Source organism: Flavobacterium sp., from assembly GCF_044357305.1.
GTDB lineage: Bacteria > Bacteroidota > Bacteroidia > Flavobacteriales > Flavobacteriaceae > Flavobacterium.
This window is the reverse complement of sequence record NZ_JBIKPS010000002.1, coordinates 43,415-68,957: the sequence shown is the minus strand read 5'-3', so window position 1 is coordinate 68,957 and position 25,543 is coordinate 43,415. Positions and strand designations below refer to the sequence as shown.

Below are 25,543 nucleotides of genomic sequence, written 5' to 3'. Positions count from 1 at the left end.
TTTTACGAAAACGTTATAGTTGTGTACTTTTGCACCAAATTTTAGAATAAACACACAACATAACTATTTTACTACACATGAACAAAAACACTTTGTACGAAAAAGAATTATCGCTTCAAGCAGACCGACGTAAAGCCGGAGTTGAATTTATTAAAATTACTAGCGATTTATGGTACGACAAATCGATTGAATTAATTTTCTTTAGAAACCAATTAATTGACACTACGGTTAGTGACATCATGAACTTGCACGAATATGCAGGGGAATTTGTTCAAAAGCCTATTAATGTTTTTGATACTGTAGAAATTGCACGTGCTATTTTAAATTTAGATTTACCACCTTCTAGAATTGATATTGGTAAATTAACTTACGAATACCATTTGGAAGACAATAAATACCACGATGCTCGTGCTTTTGTAATTGACAAATTAAAAGGTGCTAAAAACTCCGAAGAAATAACTCCGAAGGATGTAGTGCTATATGGTTTTGGTAGAATTGGACGTCTTTTGGCTCGTGAAATGATGAGCAAAATAGGAAAAGGGCAACAACTTCGATTGCGTGCCATTGTGACTCGTGATAGAAATGATGCACAATCTTTAGAAAAAAGAGCGTCATTATTACGATACGATTCGGTTCATGGTGATTTTCAAGGTTCTGTTGCAGCAGATATAGAGAATAATGCCTTAATCATCAACGGAACTACCGTGCATGTGATTACTGCAAATTCTCCAGAAGAAATTGATTACACCCTATACGGAATAGATAATGCTTTAGTGATTGATAACACTGGAGCTTTTACTACCGAAGAAGCATTGCAACGACATTTAGTTTCTAAAGGGGTGGACAAAGTTTTATTAACGGCACCTGGAAAAGGGGTCCCGAATATTGTTTATGGTGTAAATCATAACGAATTTAACCCCGATGAAGTATCTATTTTCTCTGCGGCATCTTGTACTACAAATGCTATAACTCCTATTTTAAAGGCCGTTGAAGATACGCTTGGTGTAGTGAAAGGACATCTTGAAACTATTCACGCTTATACCAATGACCAAAATTTAGTTGATAATATGCACAAAAAATACCGTCGTGGTAGAGCAGCTGCGTTAAATATGGTAATTACCGAAACAGGTGCAGGAAGTGCCGTTGCAAAAGCATTACCAAATTTAGCAGGAAAATTAACTTCTAATGCAATTCGGGTTCCAGTTCCGAATGGTTCTTTGGTAGTATTGAATTTAGAAGTTGGAAAAACTACTTCAATTGAGGAAGTAAACAACATCATGAAACAATATGCTTTGGAAGGCGAATTGGTGGAACAAATAAAATATTCCTTAAATAACGAATTGGTTTCTTCGGATATTGTTGGTACTTCGGCACCATCCATATTTGACAGCAATGCAACTATTGTTTCTAATGACGGACATAACATTGTACTTTATGTTTGGTACGATAACGAATACGGCTATAGTCACCAAGTAATTCGATTGGCAAAATATATTGCTAAAGTTAGAAGATTCACTTATTACTAGTAGATTAAATTTAATTGTTAATTCAGCCCTTTCGAAGTTTGATACTTTGGAAGGGTTTTTATTTGGACCATATTTTTTATAAACTATTAAAGTATTAAGATTTATTAAGTAAATAATATAGTTTGAATTAACTAAACTACTACAGAATCAGAGTCTATGGATTTGATTTGCAGTCAAAAAATCTGCAAGGTTAAATTGCTAATCGCTAAAAATAGCCACAGATTCACAGATTAAAAATCTGTGAATCTGTGAATCTGTGGCAAAAAAATTAGAAACTTAAGAGAGAAGCACTGAAAGTGCATGGTTTTATAATCTATTTTGAATCCTATAAATCACAAAAAAACTCCCAAGTTTCCTTGGAAGTTTCTATTTGCAAAAATATTTTTACTAACTAATTAAGCAATGCCTGCAGCAGCAATTAGGTTTAATGCAGATCCAGCTTTAAACCAACCAATTTGACTATCGTTATAGGTATGGTTAGCCAAAATGGATTCTTTAGAACCATCTGCATGCGTAATTTCAATAGTTAAAGGTTTTTCAGCAGCAAAACTTGTTAAGTCAACAAAATCGAAGGTATCGTTTTCTTGGATTTTATCATAATCTGCTTCGTTAGCAAATGTTAATGCTAACATACCTTGTTTTTTTAAATTTGTTTCGTGAATACGAGCAAACGATTTTACTAAAACTGCTTTCACTCCAAGGAAACGAGGCTCCATAGCGGCATGCTCACGAGAAGATCCTTCTCCGTAGTTTTGATCTCCTACAACCATATTAGCAACACCAGCAGCTTTATAAGCTCTTGCAACAGCAGGTACTGCACCGTATTCACCTGTTAATTGGTTTTTTACTTTGTTAGCCTCTTGGTTAAAAGCATTTACCGCACCAATCAACATATTATTGGAAATATTATCTAAATGTCCGCGGAAGCGTAACCATGGTCCAGCCATAGAGATATGGTCGGTAGTACATTTTCCGAAAGCTTTGATTAACAATTTTACTCCAGTATAATTTTTACCATCCCAAGCATCAAAAGGTGCCAATAATTGTAATCTATCAGAAGTTTCGCTTACTAAAATTTGAACACCAGATCCATCCGCAGCTGGTGCTTGAAAACCTGCGTCTTCTACAGCAAAACCTTTAGTTGGCAATTCGTCTCCAGTTGGCGGATTGAATTTTACTGCTTCTCCTTTATCATTCAATAAAGTATCCGTTAACGGATTAAATGATAAATCTCCTGAAATTGCTAATGCAGCAACCATTTCTGGTGAGGTTACAAAAGCGTGTGTATTTGGATTTCCATCGGCACGTTTAGAAAAGTTTCTGTTAAACGAATGCACGATAGTATTTTTTTCTCCTTTGTCTGCACCTTCTCTATCCCATTGACCGATACAAGGTCCGCAAGCATTGGTAAATACTTTAGTTCCCATTTTCTCGAAAGTTGCAATAATTCCGTCTCTTTCAATAGTGTAACGTACTTGTTCTGAACCTGGATTGATCCCGAATTCTGCTTTAGGAGTAATACCGTGGGCCACTGCTTGCTCTACGATAGAAGCTGCACGAGCCATATCTTCGTAAGAAGAGTTCGTACAAGAACCTATTAATCCCCATTCCACTTTAAGAGGCCAACCATTTTTAGCTGCTTCTTCTTTCATTTTAGAAACTGGAGTTCCTCTATCTGGTGTAAAAGGTCCGTTGATATAAGGCTCTAATTCGGATAAATTAATTTCAATAACTTGATCAAAATACGATTCTGGATTAGCATAAACTTCATCATCTCCTGTTAAGTAAGACGCTACTTTATCGGCAGCATCCACAACATCCTGACGACCTGTAGAAGCTAAATATCTTCTCATAGAATCATCGTAACCAAAAGTAGAAGTGGTTGCACCAATTTCGGCACCCATATTACAGATAGTCCCTTTTCCAGTACAAGACATATTGATTGCACCTTCACCAAAGTATTCAACAATTGCACCTGTTCCACCTTTTACAGTAAGAATATCGGCAACTCTAAGAATTACATCTTTAGGAGCAGTCCAACCATTTAATTTTCCTGTTAATTTTACTCCGATTAATTTTGGAAATTTTAATTCCCAGGCCATACCCGACATAACGTCAACGGCATCAGCACCACCAACACCAATAGCAAGCATACCTAATCCACCTGCGTTTACGGTATGTGAATCGGTTCCAATCATCATTCCACCAGGGAACGCATAATTTTCTAAAACTACTTGGTGAATAATTCCAGCTCCTGGTTTCCAGAAACCAATTCCGTATTTATTTGAAACTGATGATAAGAAATCAAAAACCTCTTTGGATTGGGAAGTTGCTACAGCTAAGTCAGTTTTAGCGCCAACTTTAGCTTGAATAAGGTGGTCACAGTGCACAGTTGTAGGAACCGCAACTGTTCTTTTACCTGCATGCATAAATTGCAATAATGCCATTTGAGCAGTTGCATCTTGGCAAGCAACTCTATCTGGAGCGAAATCTACATAGTCAGTTCCACGTTTAAAAACAGTACTTGGAGTACCATCCCAAAGGTGGTTGTATAAAATTTTCTCCGTTAAAGTAAGCGGACGACCAACTAATTCCCTTGCTTTATCGACACGGGCAGCCATAGACGCATATACTTTTTCAATCATTTGAATATCAAAAGCCATAATATAATAGGTTTATTTGTTTGCATAGCAAATTTACGAAATCGAGGTACTATTAAAAAATTTTTAGTCAAATATGTTGTTTGTTTTGAATAATTTATGAGATAGCTATTTTTGATGTGGTATTTTTATCAAAAACACATTATTCAAGGATATTATTGCGTATAATTAATAAAAGGACGTGTAAGTTGCAAAAGAGATACTATATAACAAAAAAATGAGCCCGATATACTATCGAGCTCATTTTACTTATTTATCTAAACATTTTGTAAGTCCTTAAATCTTATGCTTGTCCTGTTGGACCAAAATTTAAAGGAATTACCGGTTGTTCGGAATCTTTTATTTCGCCATGGGCTTGTTCGAAACGGTGGATATTTTCCCCTAATGCTTTCAACAAACGTTTAGCATGTTGTGGCGTTAAGATAATTCTCGACTTTACTTTCGATTTAGGAACTCCTGGCATTATGGCAACAAAATCTAAAACAAATTCGGATGGTGAATGGTTTATGATTGCTAAGTTGGAATAAATTCCTTCAGCAACTTTTTCATCCAATTCAATATTGATTTGTCCTGCTTGTGGTTGATCGTTATCGTTCATAATTAATAAATATATTCTTCTTTACTAGCCATAATATCATTGTAATCTTCTTTAGAACCTACAATAATATCGTCATAATCTCTCATACCTGTTCCTGCAGGAATTCTATGTCCTACAATAACATTTTCTTTAAGACCTTCTAGAGTATCCACTTTACCCGCAACTGCTGCTTCGTTTAATACTTTGGTAGTCTCTTGGAACGATGCTGCCGAAATAAACGATTTAGTTTGAAGCGATGCTCTAGTAATACCTTGTAATACTGGAGTTGCAGTAGCCGTAATAACATCACGAGCCACAACTAAATTTTTATCGTTACGTTTCAACAACGAATTCTCGTCTCTTAATTCTCTTGGAGAAACAATTTGACCTGGTTTAAGACTGTCGGAATCTCCAGCATCTTCCACCACTTTCATTCCGTATAATTTATCGTTTTCACGAATAAAGTCACTTGTATGAATCAATTGCTCTTCTAAGAATAAAGTATCTCCTGGATCTTCCACTCTTACTTTACGCATCATTTGACGAATAACAACCTCAAAGTGTTTGTCATTAATTTTTACCCCTTGAAGACGGTATACCTCTTGAATTTCATTTACTAAATACTGTTGTACAGCAGATGGCCCTTGAATTCTTAAAATATCTTCTGGAGTAATTGCTCCATCGGATAAAGGTACTCCAGCTTTTACGAAGTCATTTTCTTGAACCAAGATTTGACTAGATAATTTTACTAGGTATTTTTTAATTTCACCAAATTTAGATTCGATGATAACCTCACGATTACCTCTTTTGATTTTTCCAAAAGAAACTACTCCATCAATTTCAGAAACTACAGCAGGATTAGAAGGATTACGCGCTTCTAAAAGCTCCGTAATTCTTGGTAAACCTCCAGTAATATCTCCAGCTTTAGAAGAACGACGAGGAATTTTAACAAGAATTTTACCTGCTTTAATTTTCTCACCATCTTCTACCATAAGGTGGGCACCAACTGGTAAGTTATACGAACGGATTAATTCTCCGTCTTTACCATAAACCAATAAGGTTGGGATTAATTTTTTATTTCTTCCTTCTGAAATTACTTTTTCTTGGAAACCAGTTTGCTCATCAATTTCGACCATGAACGATTGTCCTTGTTCTAAATCTTCGTAAGCAATTTTTCCGGTAAATTCAGAAACGATAACTCCATTATATGGATCCCATTTACAGATAGTAGCGCCTTTTTCAACCACATCACCATCTTTTACACTAATTACAGAACCATAAGGAATGTAATGTGTACTTAACAGAATTCCTGTTTTAACATCAATTAATTTTAATTCCGTTGAACGAGAAACAACAATATTTACTTTGTTACCATCAGCATCTTCGCCAATAACCGTTTTTAAATCGTCAATTTCAAGTTTACCACCAAATCTAGCTATTACGCCTGATTCTTCAGAAACACCACCCGCAACCCCACCAACGTGGAATGTTCTAAGTGTTAACTGAGTTCCTGGCTCTCCAATAGATTGTGCAGCGATAACACCAACAGCTTCTCCTTTTTGAGTCATTTTTCCAGTTGCTAAGTTTCTTCCGTAACATTTAGCACAAATACCTTTTTTAGCTTCACAAACTAGTGGCGAACGAACTTCTACTTTTTCAATAGGAGATTCTTCAATAGCTTTAACGATAGCCTCGGTAATTTGTTCCCCAGCATGAATGATAACTGTAGAATCTAGAGGATTGATAACATCTTGCAATGCTACACGACCTAAAATTCTTTCTCCTAAAGTTTCAACAATCTCTTCATTTTTCTTTAAAGCAGAAACTTCAATTCCTCTTAAAGTACCACAATCTACAGAGTTTACAATAACGTCTTGAGAAACGTCGTGTAGTCTACGTGTAAGGTATCCAGCATCAGCCGTTTTCAAAGCCGTATCCGCAAGACCTTTACGAGCACCGTGAGTAGAAATGAAATATTCTAAGATAGAAAGACCTTCCTTAAAGTTGGAAAGAATTGGGTTTTCAATAATTTCACCACCACCAGCTGTAGATTTTTTAGGCTTAGCCATCAAACCACGCATACCAGTTAACTGACGAATTTGTTCTTTGGAACCCCTTGCTCCAGAATCAAGCATCATATACACTGAGTTGAAACCTTGTTGGTCTTCTCTAATGTTTTTCATTGCTAATTCTGTTAATTGCGCATTTGCAGAAGTCCAGATATCAATAACTTGGTTGTAACGTTCGTTATTGGTAATAAGACCCATGTTATAATTTACAGAGATCGCATCTACTTGTAGACGTGCATCTGCAATTAATTTAGTTTTTTGTTCTGGAATTCTAATATCTCCTAATGAGAAAGATAAACCACCTTTGAAAGCAAATTTATATCCCATATCTTTCATTTCATCAAGGAAAGCTGCAGTTGTAGGAACGTTAGTTACCGACAAGATTTTTCCGATAATATCACGCAACGACTTTTTAGTCAATACTTCATTAATATATCCTGCTGCTTCAGGTACTACTTCATTAAATAAAACTCTACCAGCAGTTGTTTGGATAATTTTGAATACTTGTTCTCCAGATTCGTTAAAATCTTTTGCTCTAATTCTAACACGTGCATTCAACTCTAATCTTCCTTCATTCAAAGCAATATTTACTTCTTCCGCAGAATAGAAAGTCAAATCTTGACCTAAAATTGGGTGCTCTGGAGTAGACAAACGTTCTTTGGTCATATAATAAAGACCAAGTACCATGTCTTGAGAAGGTACTGTAATTGGCGCACCATTTGCAGGATTCAAGATATTGTGAGAAGCCAACATTAACAATTGTGCTTCCAAAATAGCCTCTGGTCCTAACGGCAAGTGGACTGCCATTTGATCCCCATCAAAATCTGCATTAAATGCAGTACATACTAATGGGTGTAATTGGATTGCTTTTCCTTCAATTAATTTTGGTTGAAAAGCTTGAATACCCAATCTGTGCAAAGTAGGAGCACGATTCAGTAATATTGGGTGTCCTTTAATTACATTTTCAAGGATATCCCAAACTACTGGCTCTTTTTTGTCTATTATTTTCTTTGCAGATTTTACAGTTTTAACAATTCCTCTTTCGATTAATTTACGAATAACGAATGGTTTGTAAAGTTCGGCAGCCATATCTTTAGGGATACCACATTCGAACAATTTCATTTCTGGTCCAACAACAATTACCGAACGAGCAGAATAATCCACACGTTTTCCAAGTAAGTTTTGACGGAAACGACCTTGTTTTCCTTTAAGGGAATCCGATAAAGATTTCAATGGTCGGTTAGATTCTGTTTTAACAGCAGAAGCTTTACGAGTGTTATCAAATAATGAATCTACAGATTCTTGTAACATACGTTTTTCGTTTCTTAAGATAACTTCTGGAGCTTTAATCTCCATTAATCTTTTCAAACGGTTGTTACGGATGATAACTCTACGGTACAAGTCATTCAAATCGGAAGTTGCGAAACGACCACCATCTAGTGGCACTAACGGACGCAATTCTGGTGGGATAACTGGTACTACTTTCATAATCATCCATTCTGGACGATTTTCTCTATTGATATTAGAATCTCTAAAAGATTCTACTACTTGTAGTCTTTTTAATGCTTCTGTTTTTCTTTGTTTCGAAGTTTCATTGTTTGCGCTATGTCTTAGTGAATAAGAAAGTGCATCTAAATCCGTTCTAGCCAATAAATCCATAATACATTCTGCTCCCATTTTGGCAACAAATTTATTAGGGTCAAAATCATCTAAATATTGATTATCAGCAGGAAGAGTATCTAAAATATTCAAATATTCTTCTTCTGTTAAAAAGTCTAAACGTTGAACAGATTCTCCTTCAGCATTTTTTGCAATACCTGCTTGGATTACTACGTATCTTTCGTAATAAATAATCATATCTAATTTCTTAGATGGCAATCCAAGGATGTATCCTATTTTGTTTGGAAGGGAACGAAAATACCAGATGTGAGCAATTGGCACAACAAGGTTGATGTGTCCTACTCTGTCTCTACGTACTTTTTTCTCCGTTACTTCTACCCCACAACGGTCACAAACGATTCCTTTGTATCGGATTCTTTTGTATTTACCACAAGCACATTCAAAATCTTTAACTGGACCGAAAATTCGTTCACAGAAAAGACCGTCACGTTCTGGTTTGTGCGTTCTATAATTAATTGTTTCTGGCTTTAAAACTTCACCTCTAGATTCAGCTAAAATTGATTCTGGCGAAGCTAATCCTATAGAGATTTTTTCAAATCTTTTAGGTGCATTCTTGTCGTTGTTTCTATTATTCATCATAGTTTTTACTATTGATTTATTTGCAATTAAAAATTGATTCTTGTTTTTAGTCGAATGTCGAATGTCTTAAAGTCGTAAAGTCTCTAATGACTTTGACTTTGGAATTTCAAACTTTGGACTTACAACACTACCTCGGATTACTTCTCTAAACTTCAAACATTTTTTTGAAGTGCTAATTATATAAGTCTATATAAAAAATCGGAACGGGTTACGGGTATAAATCTTTAAAAAACACCTGAAAATGCCAAAGTAGAGACGTGATTAATCACGTCTCTACGGTTGACAATTATTATTTATTCTTCTAATCGGATGTCTAAACCAAGTCCTTTCAATTCATGCATTAATACATTGAATGATTCTGGTAATCCTGGTTCTGGCATAGTTTCACCTTTTACGATTGCCTCGTAAGTTTTGGCTCTACCTATAACGTCATCTGATTTCACTGTTAAGATTTCACGAAGAGTACTAGATGCTCCATAAGCTTCTAATGCCCAAACCTCCATCTCTCCAAAACGTTGACCTCCAAATTGCGCTTTACCTCCAAGTGGTTGTTGTGTGATAAGTGAGTACGGTCCGATAGAACGGGCGTGCATCTTATCATCCACCATGTGTCCAAGTTTCAACATATAGATAACTCCAACGGTTGCTGCTTGGTGGAAACGTTCTCCTGTTCCTCCATCATATAAATATGTATGACCAAATCTTGGGATTCCTGCTTCGTCAGTAAGTTCATTAATTTGGTCTAAAGTTGCACCATCAAAGATTGGTGTTGCATATTTTCTACCTAATTTTTGACCTGCCCAACCAAGAACGGTTTCATAAATTTGACCGATGTTCATACGAGAAGGTACACCAAGTGGATTCAATACGATATCAACCGGAGTTCCATCTTCAAGGAAAGGCATATCTTCATGACGAACAATACGTGCAACAATACCTTTGTTACCGTGACGTCCCGCCATTTTATCCCCAACTTTCAATTTACGTTTTTTAGCGATGTATACTTTAGCTAATTTCAAAATTCCTGCTGGCAATTCATCTCCAACAGTAATAGTGAATTTCTCTCTACGTAATGCACCTTGTAAATCGTTTAATTTGATTTTGTAGTTGTGAATCAAGTCATTTACCAAACGGTTAGTGTCTTCATCCGCAACCCATTGTCCTTTAGTTAAGTGAGCAAAATCCTCAACAGCGTAAAGCATTTTTTGCGTGTATTTTTTACCTTTTGGTAAAACTTCTTCACCCAAATCGTTCATTACTCCTTGCGAAGTTTTTCCATTAACTATTAAGAACAATTTCTCCACTAATTTATCTTTTAATTCAATAAATTTAGTTTCAAATTCAATTTCCAATGCTCCTAAAGCATCTTTATCTTGTGTACGTTTACGTTTATCTTTTACTGCTCTTGCAAACAATTTTTTATCTAAAACTACACCATGTAAAGAAGGAGAAGCTTTTAATGAAGCATCTTTTACATCACCAGCTTTATCCCCGAAGATTGCACGAAGCAATTTCTCTTCTGGAGTTGGATCTGATTCTCCTTTTGGAGTAATTTTACCGATAAGAATGTCGCCAGGTTTCACTTCAGCTCCAATTCTAATCATTCCGTTTTCATCTAAATCTTTAGTAGCTTCTTCCGAAACGTTAGGAATATCATTAGTTAACTCTTCGTTACCTAATTTAGTATCTCTAACTTCTAAAGAATAATCATCTACGTGGATAGAAGTAAAAATATCATCACGAACTACTTTTTCAGAGATTACAATTGCATCCTCGAAATTGTATCCTTTCCATGGCATAAATGCAACTTTAAGGTTTCTACCGATTGCTAATTCTCCGTTTTGAGTAGCGTATCCTTCACAAAGCACTTGACCTAATTGAACTCTGTCCCCTTTTCTTACGATAGGTTTCAAGTTAATAGAGGTACTTTGATTGGTTTTTCTAAATTTAATTAATTGGTATGTTTTTTCGTCTGTATCAAAACTTACCATTCTTTCTTCTTCGGTTCTGTCGTATTTAATGGTGATTCTATTAGCATCAACATATTCCACAGTTCCGTTTCCTTCCGCATTAATCAATACTCTAGAATCGGAAGCCACTTGGCGTTCTAATCCTGTTCCTACGATTGGTGCTTCTGGACGTAATAATGGTACTGCTTGACGCATCATGTTAGATCCCATCAAGGCTCTATTCGCATCATCATGTTCCAAGAAAGGAATTAACGAAGCAGAGATAGAAGCAATTTGATTTGGTGCAACATCGGTATAATGAACCGCAGATGGAGCTACTACTGGGAAATCACCTTCTTCACGGGCAATAACTTTATCGGCAGTAATTTTACCATTAGCATCCATTTCAATATTTGCTTGCGCAATCATTTTACCTTCTTCTTCTTCTGCACTTAAATATACAGGAGTAGAAACTAAATCAACCACACCATTGTTTACTTTACGGTAAGGAGTTTCGATGAAACCCATTCCATTCACTTTAGCATAAACACCAAGTGAGGAAATCAATCCAATATTTGGTCCCTCAGGAGTTTCAATTGGACAAAGTCTTCCATAGTGCGTATAGTGAACGTCACGTACTTCAAACCCGGCTCTTTCACGAGAAAGTCCACCTGGTCCTAGGGCTGATAATCTTCTTTTGTGGGTAATCTCCGCTAATGGATTGGTTTGATCCATAAATTGAGACAACTGGTTAGTTCCAAAGAAAGAGTTGATAACCGATGATAATGTTTTGGCATTAATCAAATCAATTGGTGTAAACACCTCGTTATCTCTAACGTTCATTCTCTCACGAATAGTTCTAGCCATACGAGCTAAACCAACACCAAATTGTTGTGAAAGTTGTTCTCCAACAGTTCTTACACGACGGTTTGACAAGTGGTCAATATCATCAATATCTGCTTTCGCATTAATTAATTCAATTAAATATTTTATAATCGTAATGATATCTTCTTTAGTTAAAACTTGTTTTTCCATTGGAATATCCAAGTTTAACTTTTTGTTCATTCTATAACGACCTACTTCACCTAAGTTGTAACGTTGGTCAGAAAAGAATAATTTATCTATAATACCACGAGCAGTTTCTTCATCAGGCGGTTCTGCATTACGCAATTGTCTGTAGATATGCTCAACAGCTTCTTTTTCAGAGTTTGTTGGATCTTTTTGTAAAGTGTTGTGGATAATTGTATAATCTACTTGATTATTATCCTCTTTGTGTAATAAGATTACTTTTACATCAGCATTAAGAATTTCTTCTACATTATCTTTATCTAATATAGTATCTCTATCTAATATAATTTCGTTACGTTCAATAGAAACTACTTCGCCAGTATCCTCATCCACGAAATCTTCGTGCCAAGTATTCAATACTCTTGCAGCTAATTTTCTACCTACATATTTTTTAAGACCCGTTTTAGAAACTTTAATTTCTTCTGCAAGGTCAAATATTTCAAGTATGTCTTTATCTCTTTCAAAACCAATTGCACGTAAAAGTGTAGTAACTGGTAATTTTTTCTTTCTATCAATATACGCATACATTACGTTATTGATATCGGTAGCAAATTCTATCCAAGAACCTTTAAAAGGAATTACTCTTGCAGAATACAATTTAGTACCATTAGCATGGAAGGATTGACCAAAGAATACCCCTGGAGAACGGTGTAATTGCGAAACCACAACACGCTCAGCTCCATTTATAACAAATGTTCCGCTTGGAGTCATGTAAGGAATCGTACCTAAATAAACGTCTTGAACTATAGTCTCAAAATCCTCATGTTCGGGATCGGTACAATATAATTTAAGGCGTGCTTTTAGAGGAACACTATACGTTAGACCTCTTTCGATACACTCTTGAATAGTGTAACGAGGTGGATCAACAAAGTAATCTAGGAATTCTAATACAAATTGGTTTCTTGTATCGGTAATTGGAAAATTTTCCATGAAGGTATTGTAAAGCCCTTCGTTGCCTCTTTCGTCCGATTTAGTTTCCAATTGGAAAAAATCTTTAAACGATTTAACCTGAACATCTAGAAAATCTGGATATTGAGGAATGTTTTTAGTTGAGGCAAAATTCAATCTTTCAGTCTGATTTGTTATCATCAATGGACAAAATTTTGATTAAAAAAAAGTAGTTTTTTGTGTAAACACACTGTTTAATCTATACTTTTCCTTTTTTAATCAGCACATCTTTAAAAATAAACCAGGAAAATGTAGTTCATTTTTTTCATCGTATTGATTAAATTTTTTTCGTATCTTAAACTGTTATCATAATAAAACGTGTTATAATTTTATTATACGAAAAATGGTTTAGGTCATTAAGTGGTTAAACTTAAGACCTAAACCTAGTTCTAAAACTATGTTAGAATTATTTTAATTCAACAACAGCTCCAGCTTCTTCTAAAGATTTTTTCAAACCTTCAGCTTCAGCTTTAGTAACTCCTTCTTTAATATTAGTTGGAGCACCATCTACCATATCTTTAGCTTCTTTCAATCCTAAACCAGTTAATTCTTTAACCGCTTTAACAACTGCTAATTTAGAAGCACCTGCTTCTTTAAGTACTACAGTGAATTCTGTTTGCTCTTCAGCAGCAGCTTCACCACCACCAGCAGCAACTACTACAGCTGCAGCAGCTGGTTCGATACCATACTCATCTTTTAATATTGTAGCTAAATCGTTAACTTCTTTTACTGTTAAGTTAACTAATTGTTCTGCGAATTGTTTCAAATCTGCCATTTTTTCTATCGTTTAAAATGTTTTGTAATTTATTTTTGTTTACTCGTGCGCTAATTATTCTGCTGCAACTTCACCTTTTTGCTCTGCATTGTGTAACAAAGCTGCGATGATGCGTTTAGCAGGAGATTGAAGTAATCCGATGATTTCTCCAATAACTTCTTCTTTTGATTTAAGAGCCACTAAGCTATCTAAAAGATTATCACCAATATATATTTCACTATTGATATAAGCTCCTTTAAATAAAGGCTTATCGGATTTCTTACGGAAATCTTTAATTATTTTAGCAGGTGCGTTAGCAGTATCTGAAATAAATATAGAAGAGTTTCCTTTTAATACTGATGGTAAATCACCATATTCATTTGCTGAAGCTTCCATTGCTTTTTCAAGCAATGTATTTTTAACTACTTCTAATTTAATTCCAGCTTTAAAGCAAGCTCTTCTTAAATTAGATGTTGTTTCTGCATTTAATCCAGAAGTGTCTGCAATATAAAATATATTACTTTCGGCCAACTTTGCAGTTAAATCTTCTATCGCGATTGATTTTTCTTCTCTAGTCATAATAAAATTTGTTTAACTACCAATTATACTCCTTTAGGATCTAAAGGAATAGCAGGACTCATGGTGCTTGATAAGTGAATAGACTTAATATAAGTACCTTTAGCTGCAGTTGGTTTTAATTTAATTAATGTTTGAATAATTTCGTGAGCGTTATCTACAAGTTTGTCAGCATCAAAAGAGATTCTTCCAATTCCTGCATGAACGATACCAGTTTTATCAACTTTAAAGTCAATTTTACCAGCTTTTACTTCTGCAACTGCTTTACCAATTTCCATGGTTACAGTTCCAGTTTTAGGGTTTGGCATTAAACCTCTAGGGCCTAATATACGTCCTAAAGGACCTAATTTACCCATGATAGCTGGCATGGTGATGATTACATCAACATCTGTCCAACCATCTTTAATTTTTTGAAGGTAGTCATCTAAACCTACATAGTCAGCACCAGCAGCTTTCGCTTCTGCTTCTTTATCTGGAGTAACCAAAGCCAAAACTTTAGTATCTTTACCAGTACCATGAGGAAGGGTTACAACACCTCTTACCATTTGATTTGCTTTTCTTGGATCAACTCCTAGACGAACAGCAATATCTACAGACTCATCAAATTTTGCTGAAGCAACAACTTTAAGTAAAGATGAAGCATCTTTTAAGTTATAAAGTTTGTTTTTTTCAATTTTTGAAGCAGCCTCTTTTTGTTTTTTTGTCAATTTTGCCATTTCTTACCTTAATTTAGAGGAGAATCTCCTGTTACAGTTATACCCATAGATCTAGCTGTTCCAGCAATCATGCTCATCGCTTTTTCAATTGTGAAAGCATTTAAATCAACCATCTTGTCTTCAGCAATAGCCTTAATTTGATCCCAAGTTACGTTTGCAACTTTTTTTCTATTAGGCTGGCCTGAACCGGATTTCAATTTAGCAGCATCCAATAATTGAATAGCAGCAGGTGGAGTTTTTACAACAAAATCAAACGATTTGTCTTTATACACAGTAATTTGTACTGGTAAAATTTTGCCGGGTTGATCTTGAGTTCTAGCATTAAATTGCTTACAGAACTCCATGATGTTAACTCCAGCAGCTCCCAAAGCAGGTCCAACCGGTGGCGACGGGTTCGCAGCACCTCCCTTAACTTGTAGTTTAACTACTTTACTAATTTCTTTAGCCATTTCTTAAAAATTTTACATCTCTCAATTGGAAGCGATTGATGCGGTTTATTATATATGTAACAAAAATTATACTTTTTCAACTTGCATAAAGCTCAATTCTAACGGTGTTTTTCTTCCGAAAATTTTAACCATTACTTCAAGTTTACGCTTTTCTTCATTGATTTTTTCAATAGTTCCATTGAATCCATTGAAAGGTCCATCAATAACCTTAATTGTTTCGTTAAGTTTGAAAGGAATAGATTGTGTGTCTACGTTAACCGCTAACTCATCTACTTTACCTAGCATTCTATTCACTTCAGATAATCGTAACGGAACAGGATCTCCTCCTTTAACTTCTCCTAAGAAACCAATAACACCTGTTATCGATTTAATAATATGAGGGATTTCTCCAATTAGATTAGCTTCAATCATGACATATCCAGGAAAATACACTTTATCCTTAGATATTTTTTTTCCATCTTTTACTTGGACTACTTTTTCAGTAGGGACTAATACTTGCGATATATAATCACTCATTCCTAAACGGCTAATTTCAGTTTCAATATAAGCTTTCACTTTATTTTCCTGTCCACTAACAGCTCTTACAACATACCATTTCTTCACATTATTATCAGCCATATCGAAAAAATTATCCTTTAATCAATTTGAAAAAACCAGATATGGCTCTAGAACAAAGCTCATCAACTCCCCATGTAGCCAAAGCAAATATCACTGAGAAAAGAGCAACAACAATAGTTAATCTTTGAACTTCAGCCCATTCTGGCCATGTTACATTTGATTTTAATTCTTCAAATGCTTCCGAAAAATAATTAAACACTTTTGACATAATGATATATTTTTTTGCACGGGCGGAGGGATTCGAACCCCCATCAACGGTTTTGGAGACCGCTATTCTACCCTTGAACTACGCCCGTAATTTATAAAAACCAGCAGAGAAGTCTAAAAAGACTCTCTGCTGCATTTTTATTTAATTTAAATTTATTCTACAATTTCAGTTACTTGACCAGCACCTACTGTTCTACCACCTTCACGGATAGCAAAACGTAATCCTACGTTCATAGCGATTGGGCTTAATAAAGCAACATCAATAGTTAAGTTATCTCCTGGCATAACCATCTCTACCCCTGTAGGTAAAGTAATAACTCCTGTTACGTCAGTTGTACGTACGTAAAACTGTGGACGGTAGTTATTATGGAATGGCGTATGACGACCACCTTCTTCTTTTTTCAAGATATAAACCTCAGCTTTAAATTTAGCGTGTGGTTTAACAGAACCTGGCTTAACAATAACCATTCCTCTTTTAATATCTTCTTTAGCAACACCTCTTAACAAGATACCTGCATTATCTCCAGCCTCACCTCTATCCAAGATTTGACGGAACATTTCGATACCTGTAATAGTTGAAGTTAATTTTTCAGCTCCCATACCAATAATTTCTACTGGATCACCTGTATTACAAACTCCTGTTTCGATACGACCTGTAGCAACAGTTCCACGACCAGTAATTGTAAATACATCCTCAACTGGCATTAAGAATGGTTTTTCAGTATCACGAATTGGCTCTTCAATCCAACTATCAACAGCTTCCATTAATTCAATAATTTTAGGAACCCAAGCAGGATCATTATTTAATCCTCCTAAAGCTGAACCTTGAACTACAGGACCATTATCTCCATCATATTCGTAGAAAGATAATAAATCTCTAATTTCCATTTCAACTAATTCTAACAATTCCGCATCATCAACCATATCCACTTTATTCATGAATACAACCATACGAGGAATACCAACTTGACGTCCTAAAAGGATGTGCTCACGTGTTTGTGGCATTGGTCCGTCTGTTGCAGCTACTACTAAAATAGCACCGTCCATTTGAGCAGCACCTGTAACCATGTTCTTTACGTAATCCGCGTGACCTGGACAGTCTACGTGAGCGTAGTGACGATTAGCAGTTTCATACTCAACGTGCGATGTATTAATAGTAATACCTCTTTCTTTTTCTTCTGGAGCATTATCAATTTGATCAAATGATTTTGCTTGACAGTAACCAGCATCAGATAACACTTTAGTTATTGCTGCAGTTAAAGTTGTTTTTCCGTGATCGACGTGCCCAATTGTTCCAATGTTTAAGTGGGGTTTGTTACGGTTAAAGGTTTCTTTTGCCATTTTAATTAATTTTTAACTTAGTTATTATATATTTATTAGTGTTCAAATTTCAAATTCTTGAGCCAACTACGGGAATTGAACCCGTGACCTCTTCCTTACCAAGGAAGCACTCTACCCCTGAGCTAAGTCGGCAGTAAAGTTTTCTGTTTCATGTTTAAAGTTTCATGTTTTTATAAACAACCTGAAACTTGAAACTTTAAACTTTCATTTTGTGGGGAGAGCAGGATTCGAACCTGCGAAGACGTAGTCAGCAGATTTACAGTCTGCCCTCGTTGGCCGCTTGAGTATCTCCCCAACTTTTTCTATATAATACCTTACTGGCTTTGAGCCGGCGGAGGGACTCGAACCCACGACCTGCTGATTACAAATCAGCTGCTCTAGCCAACTGAGCTACGCTGGCATATACAATAAAAAAAGTCCGCTATTTCTAACGGACTGCAAATGTAGACATTTTATTTTTTAATCAAAATATTTTTTGAAAAAAATTTATTAAATTTATACTCTTACTTTGTCTTTTCTTTTTAACAATTGTCTTTCTAGAGATTCGGCAGCTAATTCTAATGCCGCTTCAAATGTTTTACATTTTTTTTTAACCAATAATTCATCTCCAGGAACATGAACTTTTACTTCAACAATCTTGTTTTCTTTATCGCTAGTATTCTCAACTTTAAAATAAACTTCTGAAGAAACTATCTTATCATAATATTTATCTAATTTATCCATTCTTAGTTGAGTAAAATCAACCAACTTTCTGTCTGCTGCAAAATTTACTGCGTTTACATTTACCTTCATGATTTTTATATTAATGGTTATACTTATTTTTTGTTTCTGGGATGCGCTTGTCCGTATATTTTTTTTAATTCCGACAAACTACTATGGGTGTAGACTTGGGTGGAAGCTAAACTGGCATGCCCTAGTAATTCTTTCACTGAATTCAAATCGGCTCCGTTGTTTAAAAGGTGCGTTGCAAAGGTGTGACGCAAAATGTGCGGACTCTTTTTTACCTTTTCGGAAACATGACTAAAGTAATGATTTATTAATCGATACACAAATGAATCGTTTAATTTAACTCCTTTTAACAATAAGAAAAAATAGTCGACATCTTTAATACTTTCTAAATGAGATCTTTCAGATAAATATAATTTAATTTGACTTGCTAAAATTGGTATAATTGGAACTATTCGTTCTTTATTTCTTTTACCTAATACTTTAAGGGTACCATTTTGCAAATCAACATTTTGCATCTTTAAATTAATTAACTCAATTCTACGGATTCCGGTGGTGTAAAATAGGTCAATTATTAATTTATCCCGAATTCCTTCATAACCTTCGGGGAATTTTAGATTATTTAAAACCATATCCAATTCATTTTCCGAAAAAGGAATCTGTAATTTCTTAGGCGTTTTTAAGGATTTATGTTTTAATAAAGGACTAGATTCTATTTGTTTTGTTTTTAGTAAGAATTTATAGAAGGCTTTAAGTGATGCAATTTTTCTATTTACAGAACTATTTGAAATTCCAGTATCCACCATAGAAACTATCCAGCTTCGTATCATGCTGTAATTTACATTCTCTAATAAATCTTGATCGAAATTGTTTTTTAAAAACTCTTGAAAAAAAAGCAAGTCATTTCCATACGCAGTAACAGTGTGCAAGGAATAGTTTTTTTCGAGCTGAAGGTACTCTTGAAACGCTTTTAGATTATCCATAAATGAGGGATGCGAATTTAATTTGCAAATTAAGGTTTTGCTAAAAATCAAAAATCGTTAGTAACAAAGTTATGAAACTTTAATTACTAACGATTATATTTTTAAGAAAATTAATTACTAACTTTCTAATCCGTCTTTCATGTTTTGAATGTAAGCTGCTTTTTGAAACTTCATTCTATTACTAACAGAAGGTTTGATGAATGCTTGACGCGCACGTAACTGACGAACAGTTCCTGTTTTATCAAATTTTCTTTTATAGCGCTTTAATGCTCTATCGATATTTTCTCCGTCTTTAATTGGTATAATTAACATAATATAGACACCCCCTCTCGTTAAGGGTGCAAAAGTAACATTTATTTTGAATTAAAAAAGAGAAAATTTAAGAAAATAGAGAAAATAATATAGAAAATAGACTTTGTACTAACAAACATTGTCTTAAAGCAGAAAAAACATATACTAAAATAGAGTCAAACAATAATTCGCTTGACTCTGTTTTCTATATTCTATTTTCTTTTCTCTATTTCTTTTCTCTATTTTCTTTTCTCTATTTTCTATAGAAAAATTTATTATTTCACCGCTGGCTTATAATTTTGCTTGTCAATTATCATTTTGGATAAAATTTCTTTCAAAATTTCAGAAGTTCCACCGCCAATTGGTCCTAGACGGCTATCTCTTAACAATCGTGCTAATGGATATTCTTCCATATAACCATAACCACCTAACATTTGAAGACAACTATAAATAGTTTCATCCGATACTTTGGTAGATTTTAATTTAGCCATAGTGGCTTCTTTCACTACATATTCTCCTTTATTTAATCGGGCAACAGCCGCGTAATTAAATATTTTGCAATGCTCAACTTCGGTAGCATGTTCAACCATAGTGTGTCTAAGTGCTTGAAACTTGTTGATTGTAGTTCCAAATGCTTCTCGTTGTGACATATAATCAATCGTATAATCTATGGCATATTCTGCTCTTGCATGCGCGTTGATTGCCATAATTAAACGCTCTAAAGCAAAATGCTGCATGATATACGGAAAGCCTTTTCCTTCTTCTCCCATTAAATTTTCTTCTGGAATTTCAACATTGTCGAATGCAATTTCTGCAGTATCGGATGCTCTCCAACCTAATTTATCTAACTTCGTAGCCGAAATTCCTTTCAAATTGGTATCCATCAAGAAAATACTGATTCCTTTATTTCCAAGTTCCGGACTTGTTTTGGCAGCCACTATGTAATAATCGGCATAAACGCCATTGGTAATAAAGGTTTTAGATCCATTTATTACATATTTATTTCCAACTTTTACCGCTGTGGTTCGCATGCCTGCAACATCGCTTCCGCCAAAAGGCTCGGTGATACACAAGGCACCAATTTTATCGCCCGAAATACTTGGCGCTAAATAATCTTGTTTAATTCGTTCATCTCCTTCGGCATTTAAATGTGTCATTGCCAAATAAGCATGTGCCCACATAGCAGCAGCAAAACCAGAGGATTTAATTTTTTGAAGTTCTTCAAGAAACACTACGGTATAAAATAAATCTAAATTCATACCTCCATAAGCTTCCGGATAAGCAATTCCGAAGAAACCCATTTCACCGAATTTCTTCCAAATAAAGCGTTCGATTGTACCTGTTTTTTCCCATTTTTCAATATGGGGAACTACTTCTTTTTGCAAAAAGTCTTTTAAACTTTTTCTAAATAATTCATGCTCTTCTGTAAAGTAAATCGAATTCATATAGGGCTCTTTTTTATTGTATTTTTTTAGAATTCCAAATATAAGGCAATTATTTTTAATTTATCAACAGGAAAACCTTTAATATTTGACAAATCCTCAATTTTAATATCACCATTCATACTTCTGTACGTTACGATATTTTTAGAAATTGGATATTTAAAATAATAAAACTGACCTAATTCTTTGATAGAAGCTGTATTAATGTTGATTTTTTTGATTTTTGTAAGAGATTCTATAATAAAATATTTATCTATTTCTGCAATAACTTCGGGAGTTAAACCCCATATATCAGTCATTTGATCCATAGAAACAAAGCCTCCAAAGATTTCTTTTTGTTTCAAAATCCTATCGGATATTGCGTCCCCAATTCCAAAAACCTTCATCAAATCTTCTTTCGAGGCTTGATTGATGTCTAAAATCTTTAAGGTTTCTTTTTTAGGAAATTCTTTCCATTTGGATTTTGGATACGAACTAGATCGAGGATTGTTCACCCAATCAGGAAATTTAAAATTCGGTGCCATTGCTTCCAACAAAGAATCGGAAATTCCAGTAACGGCTTGAAATTCTTCTGGAGAATTAGCAAATTTGTTTAGTTCCCTAAATGCACGTAAGCGGTTTATTTGCGGAAGCGTCATTCCTAATTTATAGGCTTTAAAATCGGAAATGAAGTTCGGATTATAAGAATATTCTTTATATTCCTGTTTCGGATTAACTGCTTTAGTACTGTCTAATTTATTTTGTAAGGAAATCCAATGCTGTTCTTGGGAAGACGTTTGGTGTATCGGATTAAAATCCATCAAACAATAAACCAACTGTAATGTTATTATAATAAAGAACAAAACGAGAATTCCTTTTCGCTGGTCTTTCGAAAAATTAAAGAGGGTTTTTATGTTGAAAGAAGATTCCAAAATTTACAAGTCAAAAACAGAGGTTCGTTTTGCTCGAATCAAATCTTTTAGCTTTATCCAAAAAGCTAAAGTTAAATAAAATCCGAACCCCAAACCCACAGTTATAAAAGATATATAGATAAAGAACAAGCGGACACTAGTTGCCCGCATCCCTAACTTGTCGGCCAAGCGCGAGGACACGTGAAATCCATGTTTTTCAAAAAAGTAACGAATATTAGTAATCATTATTTATTTTTTAGAAGTTCTAAGCCAATGGCACATTGCAAACATTTTTGAGCATTGCAATATTCGTTCTTGAGTTGCAACAACGACTGCGATTCGAAGGCATTATTAGATTTAATACCAAATGTACTAAACTTTTCTATAATGCTGTTTTTCTCGGCGGAAATATTAGAAAGTAATTCGATTATAGTCTCTACATTTTCCTTTCCTTGGCTTTGAGCAAAGGCAAATTGAATGGGAATAATAGTATTAATGATTACTAAGTCTATAAAGGATTTGGATAAAATCTTGTCTTTTTTTGGGCTGGGTTTATCAAAATTATAATGTGTTTTCCAATAATCACTTACAGCTAATTCGAAAATAGCATAAATTTCTTCAGGATTTTTGGTGGCAATTATTTTAGAAAATAAATTCCGTTGCAAATGGTACAACATTGCTAATTGCGCCAGTCGGATGGTTGGGAAATTATCTGGCCGGTGTTGAAAAAACTGAACGGGCTCGAGAATTGGTTTCTTCAATTTGTATTTCAATGCTATGTAATCGTACCATGATTTTAGTTCCTTCGGGTAGGTGTCTTCCACCGCCTCCGGAATCATATCGGCTTGACCGAAAAGTAAGGCTTCGAGATACATCACTTCTAAGGCTTCTTTTCGAATCAAAGAAAAAGTGATGGATTTGGCGATTTTTAAAAAGGTTTCTCCGTTGGTATTCAACCCGAAGTTTTTGGCCAACATACAAAACAAAACTGCTTCCCAATCGTTATCGGTTTCTTGTAGCAATTGTTGGATTGGAGTTGCTTTTCGTTCGAGTCGTTCTAAAAACAAACGTTCTTGCCAATTTAGAAATACGAAAGAGTCTACTTCTTGGATTTGATTTTCACAAAATAGCCACGATTTTTTAGTAGCCAATTCTTGGTACCGATGAAGTTCTTCTTTGGAAACATATTTTTTTATTTCTAAAACTGGAATTTCGGAATTGTCTTTTCTGAAAATTGGCGCATCGTGTTCCCAAACCACATGAAGAATTACGTTGTTGTAATTAGCATCTTTTTCGTGCTGGTGCAAATACCAATCCGAAGATTTGAGATGGATTTCAATATTTCCAGCCCATTTTTGGTTATCCAAAACTAGTTGTGCATTAAAAAAATCAGGGCCTTCTTTTTGTAAATAATTCCCAGAATGCACAATGGTTAAATCTTCCCCATGTGTGGTTTTTAGATTGGAGAAATCGTACTTCTTGTATTGCCAAACGTAATGGATAAAATCTTCCTTCATAGAGATAAAAACATTCAACACTAAGTTACTTTTTTGAATTGAATTGCGCAAATTTTCATTACTAAATTTTCAACGCTTATATTTGTATTTCAAAATCATTAAAATGAAAAACTTAATTGTAATATTAATTTGCTTTCTATCCCTTGCAACTTTTGGTCAAGCCAATTATAAAATTACTTACGTAAAAAGTTCCAATGGGAAATTAGTTGAAAATCAAGACCCTATTATTGTTTTTTCAAATGCTACGCAAAGTACTCTAACTACACAATCAATTTTAGATAATAAAGCCGTTTATCCTTTTGAATTTTCTACTATTAATAGAAAAAACAATGCCGTGATTCAAATGGCGAAACTAAACGAGCACAAATCTATCGCTACTATTGACAGTGCTTCTTTAGAAAAACAAACTTTTGAATTACTGCCAGAAAGCAAGAAAATTTTGGGTTACAACTGTAAAAAAGCCAAAACAATTATCAACTCCAACACCATCGAAATATGGTACACCACGGAAGTACTTATAAAAGGAGCGCCATCTATTTTAGGACAAAACTTGGGGTTAGTTCTTGAGACGAACCGTAATGGAAACTTTGTGATTACAGCAACTAAAATAGAGAAACTAAAACAATTTCCGGTAGCAGAAGTAAAAACTGAAAAAACTTTGGATTTATTGACTTATAGAGATGAACTTTGGAAAAGTCGATTTACTACTATCTCAATATTTAAAGAGGAAATAATTAATTTTTCGGATACCTCCAAATCCAACGATAGTATTATTCGGTTTGCTAATGGAACAATTATTCTTAGGAAAGTTTCTATTCCGAATATCGTTAAAGGAAGTCAGGTTTTTATGGAAGTTACCGAACAATCGAATGGCGATGCTTATGACAGAACGGGGTCGGTATTTCTTATTCCTATACAAAAGAAAAATTCCTTTTTGGAGGGATTGCAAAATGGAGTAAAAGCATTACCCGTATATGACAATGGAAACGGGAAGTACTACCAAGGAATTGCTGCTACAGAAAATTATTCTCCTCTTTTAGAATTGATGCGTTTTTTCACACCTTTCGGAATTAAACAATACAATACCATCACCTTAAAAGATAAAATTTGGGAAGAACGAGTTAACTACCGTCAGGATATTTCCGAATTAACGGCTGCCTTGAGTGGGCAAGAAGTTTATATTGGAACTTTTATTGGGAATTATGACAAAGGTGGACATAAAGTGAACGTGAGTTTGACTATTCATCCAGAAGAAGAAGTTGTGGTAACAAAACCGACAGAAGTTATTCCGTTGTTTAATACTACTAATGTGATGGAAATGGCCGGTCAGGAATATGGCACTTTGTTTAATTCGGATAAAGGTTTGGTGGTGACATTCACTTTAAATAAAGACATGAAGAACGCAAGACTTCGTTATATTACCACGGGGCATGGTGGTTGGGAAAATGGCGATGAATTTGTACCAAAAAGAAATTCGATTTATTTAGATGAAAAGGAAGTATTTCATTTTACCCCTTGGCGGGAAGATTGTGGTTCGTATCGATTGTACAACCCGGCATCGGGAAATTTTCCTAACGGATTATCTTCCTCTGATTACAGCCGTTCTAATTGGTGTCCTGGGACTTCTACTAATCCAATTTATATAGAATTAGGAGATTTGAAAGCCGGAACACATAGCCTTCAAGTGAAAATTCCGCAAGGAGCTAATGAAGGGCCAAGTTTTAGTTCTTGGAATGTTTCGGGGGTTTTGCTTGGAGAGTAGAATTCAACACGAATTGCACTAACAAAAAACCTACTACAAATTATAGATTATAAAAATCAGATGCTTTTATGGTAATTATTTTACCTTCTCGCATAATAACTACGGATTGATTTTTTTCAATTTTGGATTGAATCATACGTTCGAATGATAATTTTAAGCCTTTAGTGACTTTATCATGAAAATCATCTATTTTGACTACTACTTTTTTGCTCATA

General features: G+C 34.7%; 21 protein-coding genes and 4 tRNA genes. 2 read left to right on the top strand and 23 right to left on the bottom strand.

Annotated elements, in window-relative coordinates; translation table 11 throughout:
* The first annotated feature begins 77 nt into the window (after positions 1–77).
* Positions 78–1,526 (top strand): glyceraldehyde-3-phosphate dehydrogenase, encoded by a 1,449-nt coding sequence (locus ACIQ2J_RS02200; RefSeq protein WP_396166151.1) that lies wholly within the window; start codon positions 78–80, stop codon positions 1,524–1,526.
* Between the two features lie 395 nt (positions 1,527–1,921).
* Here ACIQ2J_RS02200 and ACIQ2J_RS02195 read toward each other — a convergent pair whose 3' ends face one another.
* The 22 genes from ACIQ2J_RS02195 to ACIQ2J_RS02090 form a co-directional block, all read right to left on the bottom strand.
* Complete coding sequence (locus ACIQ2J_RS02195; RefSeq protein WP_396166149.1) at positions 1,922–4,189, bottom strand: aconitate hydratase; 2,268 nt, start codon at positions 4,187–4,189, stop codon at positions 1,922–1,924.
* 280 nt (positions 4,190–4,469) lie between these two features.
* Positions 4,470–4,784 carry a DUF3467 domain-containing protein gene (locus ACIQ2J_RS02190; protein ID WP_396166147.1) on the bottom strand — a complete coding sequence of 105 codons (315 nt, stop codon included), beginning with the start codon at positions 4,782–4,784 and terminating at the stop codon, positions 4,470–4,472.
* Between the two features lie 2 nt (positions 4,785–4,786).
* Positions 4,787–9,091, bottom strand: coding sequence for a DNA-directed RNA polymerase subunit beta' (gene rpoC, locus ACIQ2J_RS02185; RefSeq protein WP_396166145.1), 4,305 nt, complete (start codon positions 9,089–9,091; stop codon positions 4,787–4,789).
* A 293-nt stretch (positions 9,092–9,384) separates the two neighbouring features.
* Complete coding sequence (rpoB, locus tag ACIQ2J_RS02180) at positions 9,385–13,197, bottom strand: DNA-directed RNA polymerase subunit beta (protein WP_396166142.1); 3,813 nt, start codon at positions 13,195–13,197, stop codon at positions 9,385–9,387.
* Between the two features lie 265 nt (positions 13,198–13,462).
* Positions 13,463–13,831: a 50S ribosomal protein L7/L12 gene (gene rplL / locus ACIQ2J_RS02175; RefSeq protein WP_396166140.1), complete on the bottom strand. Its 369-nt coding sequence runs from the start codon at positions 13,829–13,831 to the stop codon at positions 13,463–13,465.
* Between the two features lie 54 nt (positions 13,832–13,885).
* Positions 13,886–14,389 (bottom strand): 50S ribosomal protein L10, encoded by a 504-nt coding sequence (rplJ, locus tag ACIQ2J_RS02170; RefSeq protein WP_396166138.1) that lies wholly within the window; start codon positions 14,387–14,389, stop codon positions 13,886–13,888.
* 23 nt (positions 14,390–14,412) lie between these two features.
* Positions 14,413–15,102 carry a 50S ribosomal protein L1 gene (rplA, locus tag ACIQ2J_RS02165; protein WP_396166136.1) on the bottom strand — a complete coding sequence of 230 codons (690 nt, stop codon included), beginning with the start codon at positions 15,100–15,102 and terminating at the stop codon, positions 14,413–14,415.
* Positions 15,103–15,110: 8 nt separating this feature from the next.
* The gene (gene rplK, locus ACIQ2J_RS02160; RefSeq protein ID WP_396166134.1) at positions 15,111–15,551 is read right to left on the bottom strand and encodes a 50S ribosomal protein L11; all 441 of its coding nucleotides are present in this window, start codon (positions 15,549–15,551) and stop codon (positions 15,111–15,113) included.
* A 66-nt stretch (positions 15,552–15,617) separates the two neighbouring features.
* Positions 15,618–16,169: a transcription termination/antitermination protein NusG gene (nusG, locus tag ACIQ2J_RS02155; protein ID WP_396166131.1), complete on the bottom strand. Its 552-nt coding sequence runs from the start codon at positions 16,167–16,169 to the stop codon at positions 15,618–15,620.
* A 10-nt stretch (positions 16,170–16,179) separates the two neighbouring features.
* On the bottom strand, positions 16,180–16,377 hold the full coding sequence (gene secE / locus ACIQ2J_RS02150; protein ID WP_396166129.1) for a preprotein translocase subunit SecE: 198 nt from the start codon (positions 16,375–16,377) through the stop codon (positions 16,180–16,182).
* A gap of 17 nt (positions 16,378–16,394) precedes the next feature.
* Positions 16,395–16,465, bottom strand: a tRNA-Trp gene (locus tag ACIQ2J_RS02145).
* Between the two features lie 64 nt (positions 16,466–16,529).
* On the bottom strand, positions 16,530–17,717 hold the full coding sequence (gene tuf, locus ACIQ2J_RS02140) for an elongation factor Tu (protein ID WP_396166127.1): 1,188 nt from the start codon (positions 17,715–17,717) through the stop codon (positions 16,530–16,532).
* Between the two features lie 60 nt (positions 17,718–17,777).
* Positions 17,778–17,849, bottom strand: a tRNA-Thr gene (locus tag ACIQ2J_RS02135).
* Positions 17,850–17,929: 80 nt separating this feature from the next.
* Positions 17,930–18,011 (bottom strand) — tRNA-Tyr (locus ACIQ2J_RS02130).
* A gap of 32 nt (positions 18,012–18,043) precedes the next feature.
* Positions 18,044–18,117, bottom strand: a tRNA-Thr gene (locus tag ACIQ2J_RS02125).
* Between the two features lie 95 nt (positions 18,118–18,212).
* On the bottom strand, positions 18,213–18,509 hold the full coding sequence (gene hpf, locus ACIQ2J_RS02120) for a ribosome hibernation-promoting factor, HPF/YfiA family (RefSeq protein WP_396166124.1): 297 nt from the start codon (positions 18,507–18,509) through the stop codon (positions 18,213–18,215).
* Positions 18,510–18,532: 23 nt separating this feature from the next.
* Positions 18,533–19,426 carry a tyrosine-type recombinase/integrase gene (locus ACIQ2J_RS02115; protein WP_396166120.1) on the bottom strand — a complete coding sequence of 298 codons (894 nt, stop codon included), beginning with the start codon at positions 19,424–19,426 and terminating at the stop codon, positions 18,533–18,535.
* Between the two features lie 117 nt (positions 19,427–19,543).
* Positions 19,544–19,738: a 30S ribosomal protein S21 gene (rpsU, locus tag ACIQ2J_RS02110; RefSeq protein ID WP_396166118.1), complete on the bottom strand. Its 195-nt coding sequence runs from the start codon at positions 19,736–19,738 to the stop codon at positions 19,544–19,546.
* Positions 19,739–19,992: 254 nt separating this feature from the next.
* The gene (locus ACIQ2J_RS02105; protein ID WP_396166115.1) at positions 19,993–21,162 is read right to left on the bottom strand and encodes an acyl-CoA dehydrogenase family protein; all 1,170 of its coding nucleotides are present in this window, start codon (positions 21,160–21,162) and stop codon (positions 19,993–19,995) included.
* 26 nt (positions 21,163–21,188) lie between these two features.
* Positions 21,189–22,001: a ComEA family DNA-binding protein gene (locus tag ACIQ2J_RS02100; RefSeq protein WP_396166113.1), complete on the bottom strand. Its 813-nt coding sequence runs from the start codon at positions 21,999–22,001 to the stop codon at positions 21,189–21,191.
* A 72-nt stretch (positions 22,002–22,073) separates the two neighbouring features.
* A complete protein-coding gene (locus ACIQ2J_RS02095) occupies positions 22,074–22,295 on the bottom strand; it encodes a PspC domain-containing protein (protein ID WP_396166111.1) in 222 nt (73 codons plus the stop codon).
* A complete protein-coding gene (locus ACIQ2J_RS02090; RefSeq protein ID WP_396166655.1) occupies positions 22,295–23,566 on the bottom strand; it encodes a DUF2851 family protein in 1,272 nt (423 codons plus the stop codon). Before ACIQ2J_RS02090 ends, ACIQ2J_RS02095 begins: the two co-directional genes overlap by 1 nt.
* A gap of 103 nt (positions 23,567–23,669) precedes the next feature.
* Here ACIQ2J_RS02090 and ACIQ2J_RS02085 point away from each other — a divergent pair, with 103 nt between their 5' ends.
* Positions 23,670–25,328 (top strand): GLPGLI family protein, encoded by a 1,659-nt coding sequence (locus tag ACIQ2J_RS02085; protein WP_396166109.1) that lies wholly within the window; start codon positions 23,670–23,672, stop codon positions 25,326–25,328.
* A 40-nt stretch (positions 25,329–25,368) separates the two neighbouring features.
* Here the strand turns inward: ACIQ2J_RS02085 and ACIQ2J_RS02080 are convergent, their stop codons facing one another.
* A complete protein-coding gene (locus ACIQ2J_RS02080) occupies positions 25,369–25,542 on the bottom strand; it encodes a hypothetical protein (protein WP_396166107.1) in 174 nt (57 codons plus the stop codon).
* Position 25,543 lies beyond the last annotated feature (1 nt).

What these genes read in the sequence shown, in the direction of transcription:
- ACIQ2J_RS02095 (WP_396166111.1), bottom strand. Translation starts at nt 22,295, where the DNA reads ATGATTACTAATATTCGTTACTTTTTTGAAAAACATGGATTTCACGTG.
- rplK (WP_396166134.1), bottom strand. Translation starts at nt 15,551, where the DNA reads ATGGCTAAAGAAATTAGTAAAGTAGTTAAACTACAAGTTAAGGGAGGT.
- ACIQ2J_RS02195 (WP_396166149.1), bottom strand. Translation starts at nt 4,189, where the DNA reads ATGGCTTTTGATATTCAAATGATTGAAAAAGTATATGCGTCTATGGCT.
- ACIQ2J_RS02190 (WP_396166147.1), bottom strand. Translation starts at nt 4,784, where the DNA reads ATGAACGATAACGATCAACCACAAGCAGGACAAATCAATATTGAATTG.
- ACIQ2J_RS02200 (WP_396166151.1), top strand. Translation starts at nt 78, where the DNA reads ATGAACAAAAACACTTTGTACGAAAAAGAATTATCGCTTCAAGCAGAC.
- rplJ (WP_396166138.1), bottom strand. Translation starts at nt 14,389, where the DNA reads ATGACTAGAGAAGAAAAATCAATCGCGATAGAAGATTTAACTGCAAAG.
- ACIQ2J_RS02090 (WP_396166655.1), bottom strand. Translation starts at nt 23,566, where the DNA reads ATGAAGGAAGATTTTATCCATTACGTTTGGCAATACAAGAAGTACGAT.
- nusG (WP_396166131.1), bottom strand. Translation starts at nt 16,169, where the DNA reads ATGGCTGATAATAATGTGAAGAAATGGTATGTTGTAAGAGCTGTTAGT.
- ACIQ2J_RS02080 (WP_396166107.1), bottom strand. Translation starts at nt 25,542, where the DNA reads ATGAGCAAAAAAGTAGTAGTCAAAATAGATGATTTTCATGATAAAGTC.
- rpsU (WP_396166118.1), bottom strand. Translation starts at nt 19,738, where the DNA reads ATGTTAATTATACCAATTAAAGACGGAGAAAATATCGATAGAGCATTA.
- hpf (WP_396166124.1), bottom strand. Translation starts at nt 18,509, where the DNA reads ATGAAGGTAAATGTAAACGCAGTAAATTTTGCAGCAGACAGAAAGTTG.
- ACIQ2J_RS02085 (WP_396166109.1), top strand. Translation starts at nt 23,670, where the DNA reads ATGAAAAACTTAATTGTAATATTAATTTGCTTTCTATCCCTTGCAACT.
- ACIQ2J_RS02105 (WP_396166115.1), bottom strand. Translation starts at nt 21,162, where the DNA reads ATGAATTCGATTTACTTTACAGAAGAGCATGAATTATTTAGAAAAAGT.
- tuf (WP_396166127.1), bottom strand. Translation starts at nt 17,717, where the DNA reads ATGGCAAAAGAAACCTTTAACCGTAACAAACCCCACTTAAACATTGGA.
- rpoB (WP_396166142.1), bottom strand. Translation starts at nt 13,197, where the DNA reads ATGATAACAAATCAGACTGAAAGATTGAATTTTGCCTCAACTAAAAAC.
- ACIQ2J_RS02115 (WP_396166120.1), bottom strand. Translation starts at nt 19,426, where the DNA reads ATGGATAATCTAAAAGCGTTTCAAGAGTACCTTCAGCTCGAAAAAAAC.
- rplL (WP_396166140.1), bottom strand. Translation starts at nt 13,831, where the DNA reads ATGGCAGATTTGAAACAATTCGCAGAACAATTAGTTAACTTAACAGTA.
- rplA (WP_396166136.1), bottom strand. Translation starts at nt 15,102, where the DNA reads ATGGCAAAATTGACAAAAAAACAAAAAGAGGCTGCTTCAAAAATTGAA.
- rpoC (WP_396166145.1), bottom strand. Translation starts at nt 9,091, where the DNA reads ATGATGAATAATAGAAACAACGACAAGAATGCACCTAAAAGATTTGAA.
- secE (WP_396166129.1), bottom strand. Translation starts at nt 16,377, where the DNA reads ATGTCAAAAGTGTTTAATTATTTTTCGGAAGCATTTGAAGAATTAAAA.